This is a genomic window from Streptomyces sp. NPDC102360 (assembly GCF_044766085.1).
In the GTDB taxonomy this organism is placed as follows: domain Bacteria; phylum Actinomycetota; class Actinomycetes; order Streptomycetales; family Streptomycetaceae; genus Streptomyces.
This window is the reverse complement of sequence record NZ_JBIWLG010000009.1, coordinates 33,109-46,937: the sequence shown is the minus strand read 5'-3', so window position 1 is coordinate 46,937 and position 13,829 is coordinate 33,109. Positions and strand designations below refer to the sequence as shown.

Sequence of the window (13,829 nt, the reverse complement as noted above, 5' to 3'; positions counted from 1 at the left end):
CTACGCGCCCAGGACCGCCCGGAGCTGATCGAGGCCCCAGTCCAGGTCGTCCTTGCCGATCACCAGCGGCGGGGCGATCCGGATGGTGGACCCGTGGGTGTCCTTCACCAGGACCCCGCGGTCCATCAGCTTCTCCGAGATCTCCCGGCCCGTCCCGTACGACGGGTCGATGTCGACGCCCGCCCACAGGCCGCGCCCGCGCACTCCGGTCACCTTCCCCGTCCCCGTCAACAGGCCCAGTTCGGCGTGCAGATGCTCGCCCAGCTCCGCCGCCCGCTCCTGGAACTCCCCGGTACGCAGCATCGCGATCACCTCAAGGGCGACGGCGCAGGCGAGCGGGTTCCCGCCGAACGTCGACCCGTGCTCGCCCGGCCGGAACACCCCGAGCACGTCCCTGCTCGACACCACCGCCGACACCGGCACGACGCCGCCGCCGAGCGCCTTGCCCAGCACGTACATGTCCGGCACCACGCCCTCGTGCTCGCACGCGAAGGTGCGGCCCGTGCGGCCGAGGCCCGACTGGATCTCGTCGGCGATGAACAGGACGTTCCGGTCACGGGTCAACTCCCGTACGCCTGCCAGGTATCCGGGCGGCGGGACGAGCACGCCCGCCTCGCCCTGGATCGGTTCGAGCAGCACCGCCACCGTGTCGTCCGTGACCGCGGCGCGCAGCGCGTCCAGATCCCCGTACGGGACGATGTCGAAGCCCGGCGTGTACGGACCGAAGTCGGCGCGGGCCTCCTCGTCGGTGGAGAAGCTGACGATCGTCGTCGTCCGGCCGTGGAAGTTGTCGCTCGCGACCACGATCCTGGCCTGCCCGTCCGGCACGCCCTTGACCCGGTAGCCCCACTTCCGGGCGGTCTTCACGGCGGTCTCGACGGCCTCCGCGCCCGTGTTCATCGGCAGCACCATCTCCATGCCGCACAGCTCGGCGAGGCGCGTACAGAACTCGGCGTACCGGTCGTGGTGGAACGCGCGGGACGTCAGCGTCACCCGCTCCAGCTGGGCCTTCGCCGCCTCGATGAGCCGGCGGTTGCCGTGCCCGAAGTTGAGCGCCGAGTAGCCGGCGAGCATGTCGAGGTAGCGCCGCCCCTCGACGTCCGTCATCCACGCGCCCTCGGCGCTGGCGACGACCACGGGGAGGGGGTGGTAGTTGTGCGCGCCGTGCTCCTCGGAGGCGGTGATGAAGTCCTGCGTGGTGTGTCCTGCGGGGGTGGTGGATGGAGTCACAGAAGTCACGGGATCTCCGTTCGTCGCGGCTCATGGCACGAGGTGTGGGACGGGCTTGTGGCCCCTTCCTATCGTCGCTCGCGATGTGGACGTGGAAACCTCGCCGTGCGATGCGCCCGCAGTGCTGTCCCGGGGGCAACCCCCGGACCCCCGGCCGGACGAGCAGGCCCGTCGGCGTGACCCGAGCGGACCGGACACGGCGAATCTGAGTAGGGTGACGGCAGGGCCGTGACTGGCGCGCTGGGATGGGATCGACCATCGGGGAGCGGTCCGAGCAGTGAGTGCCGTGCGCCTGGGCCGAACCGTGAACCGACCGTGTCCGGAGGCTGCCCCATGACCGAATCCCCGCTGTCCCCCGAATCCACCGCTTACCGCGCCGCGCTCGACGTCGTGCGCGCCGTGGAGCCGCGCGTCGCCGACGCCATCGGCCAGGAGCTCACCGACCAGCGCGAGATGCTCAAGCTGATCGCCTCGGAGAACTACGCGTCCCCGGCGACCCTGCTGACCATGGGCAACTGGTTCAGCGACAAGTACGCCGAGGGCACCGTCGGCCGCCGCTTCTACGCCGGCTGCCGCAATGTCGACACCGTCGAGTCGCTCGCCGCCGAGCACGCCCGCGAGCTGTTCGGCGCGCGGCACGCGTACGTCCAGCCGCACTCCGGCATCGATGCGAACCTCGTCGCGTTCTGGGCCGTGCTCGCCGACCGCGTCGAGGCGCCGTTCCTCGCGAAGACCGGGGTCCGGCAGATCAACGACCTCAGCGAGGCGGACTGGGCCGAGCTGCGGCAGGCCTTCGGCAACCAGCGGATGCTGGGGATGTCGCTGGACGCGGGTGGTCACCTCACGCACGGGTTCCGGCCGAACATCAGCGGCAAGATGTTCGACCAGCGGTCGTACGGGACGGATCCCGTGACCGGGCTCGTCGACTACGAGGCGCTGCGCGCGCAGGCCCGTGAGTTCAAGCCGATGATCATCGTCGCCGGGTACTCCGCGTACCCGCGCCTCGTGAACTTCCGGATCATGCGGGAGATCGCCGACGAGGTCGGGGCGACGCTCATGGTCGACATGGCGCACTTCGCCGGTCTGGTCGCGGGCAAGGTGCTGACCGGTGACTTCGACCCGGTGCCGCACGCGCAGATCGTCACGACGACCACGCACAAGTCGCTGCGGGGGCCGCGCGGCGGCATGGTGCTGTGCGACGACTCGCTCAAGGACCAGGTCGACCGGGGCTGCCCGATGGTGCTCGGCGGGCCGCTGCCGCACGTCATGGCCGCGAAGGCGGTCGCCCTCGCGGAGGCGCGGCAGCCGGCGTTCCAGGACTACGCGCAGCGCATCGTGGACAACGCGCGGGCGCTGGCCGAGGGGCTCATGCGGCGGGGCGCGACGCTGGTCACGGGTGGCACCGACAACCACCTCAACCTCATCGATGTGGGCGCCTCCTACGGGCTCACCGGGCGGCAGGCCGAGGCCGCGCTGCTCGATTCCGGCATCGTCACGAACCGCAACGCGATTCCGGCGGACCCGAACGGGGCCTGGTACACGTCCGGCATCCGGATCGGTACGCCGGCGCTGACCACGCGGGGGCTCGGCACCGGTGAGATGGACGAGATCGCGGGGCTCATGGACCGTGTGCTGACGGCCTCCGAGCCGGGGACCACGAAGTCCGGGGCGGTGTCGAAGGCGAGTCACGTGCTGGAGCCGAAGGTCGCGGACGAGGTGTCCCACCGGGCGACGGACCTGCTGGCCGGGTTCCCGCTGTACGGGCAGATCGACCTGGGCTGATCCCCTCCGTGGCGTGAGCCGGTCACCCGCCCTCACGCCACGGGGCCCCGCCCCGGGCCCCGCGCCTCAATCGCCGGCGGGGCTGGAGGGCGGGGCTCCGGCCTGGGCCCCGCGCCCCAAACGGCGGCGGGCCGAAAAGACCGGGGCTCCGCCCCGTACCCCGCTGCTCAATCGCCGCAGGGGCTTGATGTGCTCACCCGCCGCCGGGGCTTGATTTGCCTACCGGCAGGGGATCGCCCGGGTGCCTCGCCCATCTCCCACCACCCGCCCCCTCCGGGGGCGTCGGCCGCGCGGGGTGCCGCACCGCCTTGGGCAATCTGCCGCCTTGGGCGGCAGGGTGGGCAAGGCGGCCCCCGGCGCCGCGCGCCCAGGACGATGGGCGTCGACCACGTCGTAGCCGCCGGCCCCCGTCTCCGCGTGACGGACGGGGCCCCGGACGAGCGGGAGCCCCCGGAGGGGGCGGGTGGTGGGAGGTGAGCGGGGCCCGGTGCAGTCGGTGAGACGCCTCGCGACGTACCGATCGCGTGACGCCGCTCCCAGGCCCCCCCGGGCCTCGCGCCCCCGGCACGCCCCCGTAAACAAAACCGCGCCCTAAAGGTCGACCAGTTCCTGGCGGGGCTCGTGGGGGTGACGGGGGCGTGCGCGGAGGCGCCATGCCGTGGCGGACGTCGTGAGGCCCACGGCGAGGCCGGCCGCGCCCCACCACCACGGGGACCGATCGGTCGGCTCGCTGGGGGCCGTCGGGAACACGCCGGACCGTGTCAGATGGTCGACCAGCGCGCGGGGCGCCCGGTGCCAGCGGAGGTCGTCGTCGTTCACGTCGACCGCCGGGTCCGTGCGGATCCACGGCGTGCCGTCCTCCGCGTAGAACAGCTGGTCCTGACGCTCGACGACCGTGTCGCCGCCGGGCGCCCGGTGCGTCTGCGGCCAGCCGCCGACACCGGTCAGGCCCCACACGACCGTGGCCACGACCCGCGGGAAGCGCCCCTCCTGCCAGGACTCGGGCACCCGCTCGGTCACCGTGTCGAAGTCCGTCGTCAGCCGCTCGAGGCCGGCGAAGTCACGGTCCTCGGCCCGCACCGTCACGGTGTGCCCCGTGCCGCCCGCGATCACCAGCGCGAGATCCGGCACATCCATCCCGCCCGGATTCGTCGGCCGCGCGTGCGCCACCCCGGCCCCCGCCCACAGCAGCAGCACCGCCACCAGCAACCCTCGTACGTACTGCATCGCCACCCCCGCCGACGCGCCCCCACGTGACTCCCGCCACATCGACAAGCTACCGGCGCCCACTGACAACGACCAGGTCGCGCCCCGCAACGTAAAGGACCTTCGGCCGCTGCGGAGCTGTACGTGGCACCTGAGACAATGAGGCACATGGCCTCTGATGTTCGCCCTCGTGTGCTCTCCGGTATCCAGCCCACCGCCGGCTCGTTCCACCTCGGCAACTACCTCGGCGCGGTCCGCCAGTGGGTGGCGCTGCAGGAGTCCCACGACGCCTTCTACATGGTCGTGGACCTGCATGCGATCACCGTTCCGCAGGACCCGAAGGAGCTGCGGGCGAACACCCGGCTCGCCGCCGCGCAGCTGCTCGCCGCGGGGCTCGACCCGGAGCGCTGCACGCTGTTCGTGCAGAGCCACGTGCCGGAGCACGCCCAGCTGGCCTGGGTCATGAACTGCATCACCGGCTTCGGCGAGGCGAGCCGCATGACGCAGTTCAAGGACAAGTCGGCGAAGCAGGGTGCCGACAGGGCGAGTGTGGGGCTGTTCACTTACCCGGTGCTTCAGGTCGCCGACATTCTGCTGTACCAGGCCAACCAGGTTCCCGTCGGTGAGGACCAGCGCCAGCACATCGAGCTGACCCGCGACCTCGCGACGCGCTTCAACGGCCGCTTCGGCGACACGTTCACGCTCCCGGCGCCGTACATCCTCAAGGAGACGGCGAAGATCTACGACCTTCAGGACCCGTCGATCAAGATGAGCAAGTCGGCGTCTACGCCGAAGGGCCTCATCAACCTGCTCGACGAGCCGAAGGCGACCGCCAAGAAGGTCAAGAGCGCCGTCACCGACACCGACACCGTGATCCGCTACGACGCGGAGAACAAGCCGGGCGTCAGCAACCTGCTCACCATCTACTCCACCCTCACCGGGGCCGGTATCCCGGAACTGGAGGAGAAGTACGAGGGCAAGATGTACGGTGCGCTGAAGACGGACCTGGCCGAGGTCATGGTGGACTTCGTGACACCGTTCCGGACCCGCACCCAGGAATATCTGGACGACCCGGAGACGCTTGACTCGATCCTGGCCAAGGGCGCGGAGAAGGCGCGGACCGTCGCCGCGGAGACCCTTTCCCAGGCCTACGACAAGGTCGGCTTCCTGCCCGCCAAGCACTGAGCCGAGCACGGAGAGCACGGAAGCGTTCCGTACGTACGCGACGCCACCCGCCCGCCACACGACGACAGGAGTATGACGTGGGGACCGTAACGATCGGTGTTTCGATCGCGGTCCCGGAGCCTCACGGCAGCCTGCTCCAGGAGCGGCGCGCGGGCTTCGGCGACGCCGCGGCGCACGGCATTCCCACGCACATCACCCTGCTCCCGCCGACCGAGGTGGAGGCCTCCGACCTCACGGCGATCGAGGCGCACCTGGAGGAAGTGGCCTCCGGTGGCCGCCCGTTCGCGATGCGGCTGTCCGGCACGGGCACGTTCCGGCCGCTGTCACCCGTCGTGTTCGTGCAGGTCGTCGAGGGCGCCGAGGCCTGTACCTGGCTGCAGAAGCAGGTGCGGGACGCGTCGGGCCCGGTCTCCCGCGAGCTGCAGTTCCCGTACCACCCGCACGTGACCGTGGCGCACGGCATCGACGAGGAGCTGATGGACCGCGCGTTCGCGGAGCTCGCCGCGTACGAGGCGGCCTGGGCGTGCACCGGGTTCGCGCTCTACGAGCAGGGCGCCGACGGGGTGTGGCGCAGGCTGCGGGACTTCACCTTCGGCACGTCGTCGCTGCCCGCGCAGACCTCGGGCCGCACGACACGCGGGCCCCGGCTGCCCGCCCGGTAGGACCCGCCAGGCAGGACCCGTCAGACCGGCAGCCGCCGGAACACCGGCCGCGGCACATGCCGCAGCGCCGACATCACCACGCGCAGCGTCCCCGGCACCCACACCGTCTCCGACCTGCGCCGCAGCCCGACCTCGATGGCCTGCGCCACCGCCTCCGGAGTCGTCGCCATGGGCGCCTCGACGAGCCCGGCCGTCATCTTCGACCGTACGAAGCCGGGGCGGACGACCATGACGTGGACGCCCGTCCCGTGCAGCGCGTCCCCGAGCCCCTGCGTGAACGCGTCGAGGCCCGCCTTGCTGGAGCCGTAGATGAAGTTGGCCCGGCGGGCCCGCTCACCCGCCACCGACGACAGGACGACGAACGAGCCGTGGCCCTGGGACTGCAGCGCCCGCGCGCAGACGAGGCTCGCGGAGACGGCGCCCGTGTAGTTGGTCTGGGCGACACGGACCGCCGACATCGGGTCGTCCTCGTCGTGGGCCTGGTCGCCGAGGATGCCGAACGCGAGCAGCACCATGTCGATGTCGCCCTCGGCGAAGAGCTTGCGGAGCGTCTCCTCGTGCGCGGTGGGGTCCAGCGCGTCGAAGGGCACCGTACGGGTGTCGGCGCCCAGGGCGCGCAGCCCGGCGGCGGCCTCGTCGAGCGCGGGCGACGGGCGGCCCGCCAGCCACACGGTGCGGGTGCGCCGGGCGACGAGGCGGCGGGCGGTCGCCAGCGCGATCTCGGAGGTGCCGCCGAGGACGAGCAGGGACTGGGGGGTACCGAAGGCGTCTTTCAACGGGGGCTCCAGGGAGGCGGTTCGAGCGGGCAGCGGGTCACAGGCGGAGGCGCCGTGACAGGTCCGAGCGGAACACCCCCCGCGGGTCCCAGTGCGCCCGCAGCGAGCGGAAGTCGTCGAGGCGCGGGTACATGGCGGCGAGCAGCTCGGGCCGCAGCCGGGAGTCCTTCGCGAGGTGGACGCGCCCGCCGGCGGCGGCCACCTCCTCGTCCAACTCGTCGAGGAAAACGCCCAGTTCGGGCAGGCTCGCCGGAATGTCGAGTGCGAGGGTCCAGCCCGGCACCGGGAACGACAGCCAGCCCGGGTCGCCTTCGCCGAAGCGCTTGAGGGTGGCGAGCAGCGACGGGCAGCGGCGTTCGCAGGCGCGGTGCACGATGCGGCGCAGCGCCTCCTCCTCGCCGCGCCCGACGGCGAACTGGTACTGCACGAAGCCGCCGCGCCCGTAGACGCGGTTCCAGTGCGGTACGCCGTCGAGCGGGTGGAAGAACGCGGAGAGCTTGCGCAGTTCACCGGTGCGGGCCCGGGGCGCCTTGCGGTACCGGAGTTCGTTGAACAGGCCGACGCTCGTGGGGCCGAGCAGCCCCTCGGGGAGGAGGTCCGGGGCTCCGGGCAGGCGGGTGGGGCGGAACTCCAGCGGGTGCCTGCGGGCGCGGGCGGGCAGCGCTTCGAGCGGTGCGTGCTCGCCGTGCGTGAGCACTCCGCGGCCCGTCGCGGCGCCGCGCGCGAGGAGGTCGACCCAGGCGGCGGAGTAGCGGTGACGGTTCTCCGTGGCGGCGAGCCGGACCATCAAGTCGTCGAAGTCGGCGGCCCGTTCGGTGTCGACCGACATCAGCGACGTCTGCACGCGCCGCAGTTGGATGGTCGCCGTGAGGATGATCCCGGTCAGGCCCATGCCGCCGGCCGTCGCGTCGAACAGCTCGGTGCCGCGCTCCACGACGCGTACCCCGCCGTCGGCGGTGAGGAGTTCGAGCATCGGGACGTGCCGGGCGAAGGAGCCGGAGACCTGGTGGTCGCTGCCGTGGATGTCGGCACCGATCGCCCCGCCGACCGTGACGTAGCGGGTGCCGGGCGTGACCGGCACGAACCAGCCGAGGGGGAGCAGCACCTCCATCAGGCGGTGCAGCGAGACGCCCGCGTCGCACAGCACGGTGCCGCCGGCGGCGTCGATGGCGTGGATCTGGTCGAGCCCCGTCATGTCGAGGACGGCCCCGCCCGCGTTCTGCGCCGCGTCCCCGTACGCCCGGCCGAGGCCTCGCGCGATGCCCCCGCGGCGTCCCGTGGCGGCGCAGTCCCGGACCGCGAGGACCGCGTCCTCGTAGGAGCGGGGGCGGATCACGCGGGCCGAGGTGGGGGCGGTGCGGCCCCAGCCGCTGACCGGTACGGAGTGCGGGACGGAGGGGAGAGTGGATACAGGGTCGGTAGCGGGGTCGGCAACCATGACGGTGACCGTATCGCCCGAAGGTGCGAAGTTTGTCGTAAACCTTGCGTCTGCTCACCGGAACGGGTGATCGAAGTGGGGATGGGGGGCAGGCTGAGATCATGGATTGGCTGAAGAAACTCCCTGTCGTCGGGCCGCTGTTCACCCGGCTGATGCGGACGCATGCCTGGCACGCCTACGAGCGGCTCGACGAGGTCCGCTGGTCCCAGCTCGCCGCGGCGATGACGTTCATCAGCTTCCTCGCGCTGTTTCCGCTGCTCACCGTGGCCGCCGCGGTGGCCGCCGGCACCATGGGCCCCGAGCAGCAGAAGAAGCTGGAGCAGACGCTCAGCGACCAGGTTCCGGGTATCTCCAACCAGTTGGACATCGGGGCGCTGGTCGACAACGCGGGCACGATCGGGATCATCGCGGGAGCGCTGCTGCTGTTCACGGGCGTCGGCTGGGTCGGCTCGATGCGGCAGTGCCTGCGGGACGTGTGGGAGCTGCCCGACTCCGACGAGAACCCGGTCATGCGCAAGCTCAAGGACGCCGGGATCCTCGTCGGGCTCGGCCTCGCGGGCATCGTGTCGCTCGCGGCGTCCACCCTCGCGGCCACGGCCGTCGACTGGACGGCCGACCAGATCGGCATCGACAAGGCGGGCTGGGGCGGAATACTGCTCCAGGCCGCCGCCTTCGCGATCGCGGTCCTCGCGGACTTCCTGATCCTGCTCTACGTCCTGGCCCTGCTGCCCGGAGTGCAGCCGGGGCGCCGCGATCTGATCACCGCGGCGCTGATCGGGGCAGCGGGCTTCGAGCTGCTGAAGCTGGTGCTCAGCGGCTATATGAAGGACGTGGCGGCGAAGAGCATGTACGGCGCGTTCGGTACGCCCGTGGCCCTGCTCCTGTGGATCAACTTCACCGCGAAACTGCTGCTGTTCTGCGCCGCGTGGACGGCGACGGGCCGGGTGGGCCTGCGCAAGACCGAAGAGGCGGAGGCGGAGGCAGCCGCGGAGGAGATCAGCCCTTCGTGATCTTCAGCGGCCACTTCTTGCGGACGACGAAGACCGCGCCCGCGAGGACGACCAGGACCCCGCCCACGATCGCGAGCGCGATCCCGACGCCGCTGGACCCGCCGCCGGTGACCGCGGCGTGCGCGGCCGACTTGTGGGGCCCCGCGTCACCGGAGCCGGAGGACGCGGCGCCCGCGGGCGTCTTGCTCCTCGGCCCGACGAGATGGCCGACGGGGGAGACCTTGCCGTCCGCCTGGAACCCCCAGTCGAAGAGCCGCGTGGTCTCCTTGTAGACGGCCTGGCTCTCCTTCGCCTTGGGGTTCATCACGGTCACGAGCAGCACCCGGTTCCCGCGCTCGGCGACCCCCGTGAACGTGGCCCCCGCGTTCGTCGTGTTGCCGTTCTTCACACCCGCGATGCCCTTGTACGCGGGCAGCCCCAGGGAACCGGTGAGCAGCCGGTTGGTGTTCTGGATCCCGAACTGCTTGGTGGTCTTCCCCTTCTTCTGCTTCATGGGGAACTCGGCGGTGGCCGTGGCGGCGTACTCCCGGAAGTCCTTCTTGTGCAGCCCGGACCGGGCGAAGAGCGTCAGGTCGTACGCGGAGGAGTGCTGCCCCGGCATGTCGTAGCCGTCGGGGCTGACGACGTGGGTGTCGCCCGCCTGCAGCTCGTCGGCGTGCGCCTGCATGTCCTTGACGGTCCGCGCGACGCCCTGGTTCATGGCGGACAGGACATGCACCGCGTCGTTGCCCGACCGCAGGAAGACGCCAAGCCACAGATCGTGCACCGAGTACGTGAAGCCCTCCTTGACGCCCACGAGACTCGAACCGGCGCCCATCCCCGCCAGGTCGGAGGGCACCACCTTGTGCGTCGTCGTCTTCGGGAACTTCGGCAGCACGGTGTCCGCGAACAGCATCTTCAGCGTGGAGGCCGGCGGCAGCTCCCAGTGCGCGTTGTGCGAGGCGAGCACCTCGCCCGACTCGGCGTCCGCGACGAGCCAGGACTTCGCCGTCACATCCTTCGGCAGGACGGGCGCGCCCCCCTGGAGGTTCACCTGCGTCCCCGGCTTCCCCAACTGGGCGCCGCCCACCCGGGACATCGACGCGGGCGGCTTGGCGTCGTCCTTGTTCTTGTCCTTGTCCGCGGCGGCGGCGGGCAGCGCGCCGGCGAACGTCAGGGCGGATGCGGCGAACAGCACCGCGGCCTTCTTCAAGTGCGACGTCGGTCGCGCGGCGTGGGAGTCGGACACGCTGGTGAAGGTACCTGTACCTGCCCCGTAAGTCTCCACCGCTGCGGCCTGTGTTCGCCCTGGCCCACCCCGGCGGCGGTGCGCGCGGCCGCGCGGCGATACTGAGGGTATGAAGCTCAGCCGCCCCGTGTCCTGGTTCCTGCTCGCCTTCGGGGTGTGGAGCTGGATCATCTGGATCACTTTCGTCAAAAACCTCGTCAAGGACGGCAGCGGCCTCGCCTTCGACGACGCCGGGGATCCGACCGCGTACTTCTGGGTGCATCTGACGCTCGCCGTCGTCTCCTTCGTATTGGGGACGGTTGTCGGGGGCATCGGGTTGCGTTCGGTACGCACACTGCGTCGGACCTCATAGGCGCCCGGGCAGATGATCGTCGTCTTCGTACTCGTCGCCGCCGCCGTTCTCGCGGCCTTCGCGGCGCTGCACTACTACGCGTGGCGCCGTCTCGTACGGGAGACGACCGCCAAGGGCGGATGGCCCAGACGGACCGGCACCGTGGTGTTCGTGGCCGGTCCCGTCCTGGTGTTCGCGGCGCTGGGGGCGGAGCGTGGCGGGGCGCCGTTCCTGCTGCAACAGGTGCTGGCGTGGCCGGGGTTCCTGTGGCTGGCGTTCGCGCTGTATCTGCTGCTCGCGCTCCTCGTGGGGGAGGTCGTGCGGCCCCTGCTGCGGCGCGTCCTCGAACGGAAGGCGCCGACCGCCGCCAAGGGCGCGGTCTCGGTCCGGGTGCCGGTGCCGGAGCTGCGGGACCTCGACCCGGTTCCGGGGGTGGGGCCCGCCCCCGCGCCCACCCGGCGTCTCGTCCTCGCCCGGACCGTCGGCGCCGCCGCGACGGTGGCCGCCGCGGGGGTCGTGGGGGCCGGCGCGTACGGCGTGCTGAACGGGCCGACGGTCAAGCGGGTCACCGTGCCACTGGCCAAACTGCCGCGCGCGGCCCACGGGTTCAGGATCGCCGTGGTCAGCGACGTGCACCTCGGGCCCGTGCTCGGGCGTGGCTTCGCCGAGCGGGTCGTCGACACCATCAACGCGACGCAGCCGGATCTGATCGCCGTCGTCGGTGACCTGGTCGACGGCAGTGTGGAGGATCTCGCGCCCGCCGTCGCCCCGCTCGCGCGGCTGAGCGCGCGGCACGGGACGTACTTCGTCACCGGCAACCACGAGTACTTCTCCGGCGCGGACCCGTGGGTGGAGCACGTGCGCGAGCTCGGCCTGCGGCCGCTGGAGAACGCGCGCGTCGGCATCGGGGCCTTCGACCTCGCGGGGGTCAACGACCTCGCGGGCGAGAACTACGGCGAGGGCCCCGACTACGCGAAGGCGCTCGGCGACCGCGACACCTCCCGCGCCTCCGTCCTCCTCGCCCACCAGCCCGTGATGATCCACGAGGCGGTGAAGCACAGCGTCGACCTGCAGCTCTCCGGGCACACCCACGGAGGACAGCTGTGGCCGGGCAACCTCGTCGCGGCCGCGTCCAATCCGACCCTCGCGGGCCTCGACCGGTACGGCGACACCCAGCTGTACGTCAGCCGGGGTGCGGGCGCGTGGGGGCCGCCGGTGCGGGTGGGCGCGCAGTCCGACATCACCGTGGTGCAGCTGGCTTCCAAGCAGGCCTGAGGACGGCGCAGGACTCAGGCCTTCCTGCGCCGTCCCGTCGGCTTCGCGCGGCGGCGCAGGGCCAGCAGGCCGCCGCCCGCGAGGGCCGCCAGGGCCATGGATCCGCCGAGCGCCCAGTCGTCTCCGTGCGAGCCGGTGGCCGTGCTCGCGGCGGGACCCGCGCCCGCCACGTGCGGCGCGCGGGTCGATGCCTTCGGGCGCTCGCTCAGCGGCGTCGCCAACGCACCGACGGGGCGCACCTTGTTCGCGGCCGCGAAGCCCCAGTCGAGCAGCGCGGCCGTCTCCTCGTACACCGCCTCGTAGCCGGACTTCGGGTGCATGACGGTGACCAGGAGGGTGCGGCCGCCGTGGGTGGCGGCGCCGGTGAAGGTGTTGCCCGCGTGCGAGGTGTAGCCGTTCTTGACGCCGATGAGGCCCTCGTACGGGGTGACGCCCTGCCCGGTGAGGAGGCGGTCGGTGTTCTGGATCTGGAAGGTCTTGGAGCCGCCCGCAGGGAAGTCGGCGACCTTGGTGGCGCAGTAGCCGCGGAAGTCGTCGTTCTTCAGCCCGGCGCGGGCGAAGAGCGTCAGGTCGTACGCGGACGAGACCTGCCCCTTGTGGTCGAAGCCGTCGGGGCTCACGACGTGCGTGTCGTTCGCCTGGAGGTCCTTCGCGCGGGCCTGCATCTGCGCGACCGTCCTGTCGACGCCGCCGTTCATGTTCGCGAGCACATGCACCGCGTCGTTGCCGGAGCGAAGGAACACGCCCTGCCACAACTGGTGCACGCTGTACGTCGTCCCGGCCTGGACGCCGACGAGGCTGGAGCCGAACGGTATGTCCGCGAGATCCTCGGCCGTCACCTTGTGCTTCAGCGTGTGGTCGAACTTCGGCAGCACGGTGTCGGCGAACAGCATCTTCAGCGTGGAGGCCGGGGGCAGCCGGCGGTGCCCGTTGTACGAGGCGAGCACCTCGCCGCTGTCGTTGTCGGCGATCAGCCACGCCTTCGCGGCGAGCTTCGGCAGCTTCGGCGCGCCCGCCCGGTACCGCACCTGGAGCCCCGAGGCCGCCGAGGCGGACTGCGCGGGCAGCGCGAGGGCGGCGGCCGCACCCGCCCCGAGGCCGAGGGCGGCGCGGCGGGTGACGGGCGTGGAGGAAGCGGAAGCGGTGGTGCCGGACATCCCGTGAAGGTACAGGCCAAAGGGCGGGTAAAGACCGGCGGGTCCCCGGCGGCCGGTTCAGCTCCGGGCCAGCTCCGGCCTCTTGAGGTAGTCCGTGAAGCCGAGGACGTTGCCCCACGGGTCGGCGAACTCCACCACGTATCCGGTGGAGGTGGAGAAGGGCGCGTCGAGCAGCTCGACGTCGGCGGCGCGCAGCGCGTCGGCCGTCGCGCGGGCGTCCGGCACCTCCAGCCACAGGCGGCCCGCGGGCCAGGCGGGCGGTCTGCGGTCGAAGCCGTCCTCGACCCGCAGCAGCAGCCCCGGCGTCTCCTTGCCGACCGCCAGCAGCGCGATGCCGGCCTCGTCGATCCGCGCCTTCACAGGGAAGCCGACGCGTTCGTAGAAGGCCACGGCCTCGCCCAGATCGCCGACGGGGAACAGGACGTTGTCGAACCCGAGAATCTCCAGCTCTTGTGGCATAGCGGAAGATTAGCGAGCAAGCGGGCAAAAACGGCGAAGGCCCCGCTCCCGAAAGGGAACGGGGCCTTCAGAGCCCTGCGGCGAAAAGCC

The 13,829-nt window shown here is 71.7% G+C and carries 13 protein-coding genes; 6 read left to right on the top strand and 7 right to left on the bottom strand.

The annotated features are described in order from the left end of the window. The gene (gene rocD, locus ACIRHA_RS29760; protein ID WP_403852863.1) at positions 1–1,230 is read right to left on the bottom strand and encodes an ornithine--oxo-acid transaminase; all 1,230 of its coding nucleotides are present in this window, start codon (positions 1,228–1,230) and stop codon (positions 1–3) included. A gap of 333 nt (positions 1,231–1,563) precedes the next feature. On the opposite strand from rocD, the gene ACIRHA_RS29755 reads away from it, so the two are divergent. Then, entirely contained in the window at positions 1,564–3,012 is a 1,449-nt protein-coding gene (locus ACIRHA_RS29755) for a glycine hydroxymethyltransferase (RefSeq protein ID WP_403852270.1), read from the top strand. A 591-nt stretch (positions 3,013–3,603) separates the two neighbouring features. Here the strand turns inward: ACIRHA_RS29755 and ACIRHA_RS29750 are convergent. Further along, positions 3,604–4,239 carry a hypothetical protein gene (locus ACIRHA_RS29750; RefSeq protein ID WP_403852267.1) on the bottom strand — a complete coding sequence of 212 codons (636 nt, stop codon included), beginning with the start codon at positions 4,237–4,239 and terminating at the stop codon, positions 3,604–3,606. A gap of 147 nt (positions 4,240–4,386) precedes the next feature. Between ACIRHA_RS29750 and trpS the strand changes: the two genes are divergently transcribed. Then, entirely contained in the window at positions 4,387–5,403 is a 1,017-nt protein-coding gene (trpS, locus tag ACIRHA_RS29745; protein WP_403852264.1) for a tryptophan--tRNA ligase, read from the top strand. Between the two features lie 77 nt (positions 5,404–5,480). Beyond that, positions 5,481–6,065, top strand: a complete 585-nt coding sequence (locus ACIRHA_RS29740) for a 2'-5' RNA ligase family protein (protein WP_403852261.1) — start codon at positions 5,481–5,483, stop codon at positions 6,063–6,065. Positions 6,066–6,085: 20 nt separating this feature from the next. Here ACIRHA_RS29740 and ACIRHA_RS29735 read toward each other — a convergent pair whose 3' ends face one another. After that, positions 6,086–6,841: a decaprenylphospho-beta-D-erythro-pentofuranosid-2-ulose 2-reductase gene (locus ACIRHA_RS29735; protein ID WP_403852258.1), complete on the bottom strand. Its 756-nt coding sequence runs from the start codon at positions 6,839–6,841 to the stop codon at positions 6,086–6,088. 37 nt (positions 6,842–6,878) lie between these two features. After that, positions 6,879–8,279 carry an FAD-binding protein gene (locus ACIRHA_RS29730; protein WP_403852255.1) on the bottom strand — a complete coding sequence of 467 codons (1,401 nt, stop codon included), beginning with the start codon at positions 8,277–8,279 and terminating at the stop codon, positions 6,879–6,881. 101 nt (positions 8,280–8,380) lie between these two features. Here ACIRHA_RS29730 and ACIRHA_RS29725 point away from each other — a divergent pair, with 101 nt between their 5' ends. Then, positions 8,381–9,289 carry a YihY/virulence factor BrkB family protein gene (locus ACIRHA_RS29725; RefSeq protein WP_403852252.1) on the top strand — a complete coding sequence of 303 codons (909 nt, stop codon included), beginning with the start codon at positions 8,381–8,383 and terminating at the stop codon, positions 9,287–9,289. Here ACIRHA_RS29725 and ACIRHA_RS29720 read toward each other — a convergent pair. Then, on the bottom strand, positions 9,276–10,517 hold the full coding sequence (locus tag ACIRHA_RS29720; protein ID WP_403852249.1) for a D-alanyl-D-alanine carboxypeptidase family protein: 1,242 nt from the start codon (positions 10,515–10,517) through the stop codon (positions 9,276–9,278). The genes ACIRHA_RS29725 and ACIRHA_RS29720 overlap by 14 nt on opposite strands. Before the next feature lie 109 nt (positions 10,518–10,626). On the opposite strand from ACIRHA_RS29720, the gene ACIRHA_RS29715 reads away from it, so the two are divergent. Both ACIRHA_RS29715 and ACIRHA_RS29710 read left to right on the top strand, forming a co-directional pair. Further along, positions 10,627–10,869, top strand: coding sequence for an SCO4848 family membrane protein (locus tag ACIRHA_RS29715; protein WP_351342197.1), 243 nt, complete (start codon positions 10,627–10,629; stop codon positions 10,867–10,869). 12 nt (positions 10,870–10,881) lie between these two features. Continuing rightward, entirely contained in the window at positions 10,882–12,123 is a 1,242-nt protein-coding gene (locus ACIRHA_RS29710) for a metallophosphoesterase (RefSeq protein ID WP_403852246.1), read from the top strand. A 14-nt stretch (positions 12,124–12,137) separates the two neighbouring features. On the opposite strand, the gene ACIRHA_RS29705 is transcribed toward ACIRHA_RS29710, so the two are convergent. Then, the gene (locus ACIRHA_RS29705; protein ID WP_403852243.1) at positions 12,138–13,280 is read right to left on the bottom strand and encodes a D-alanyl-D-alanine carboxypeptidase family protein; all 1,143 of its coding nucleotides are present in this window, start codon (positions 13,278–13,280) and stop codon (positions 12,138–12,140) included. Between the two features lie 57 nt (positions 13,281–13,337). Continuing rightward, the gene (locus ACIRHA_RS29700) at positions 13,338–13,739 is read right to left on the bottom strand and encodes a VOC family protein (RefSeq protein WP_403852241.1); all 402 of its coding nucleotides are present in this window, start codon (positions 13,737–13,739) and stop codon (positions 13,338–13,340) included. Between the last annotated feature and the right edge of the window lie 90 nt (positions 13,740–13,829).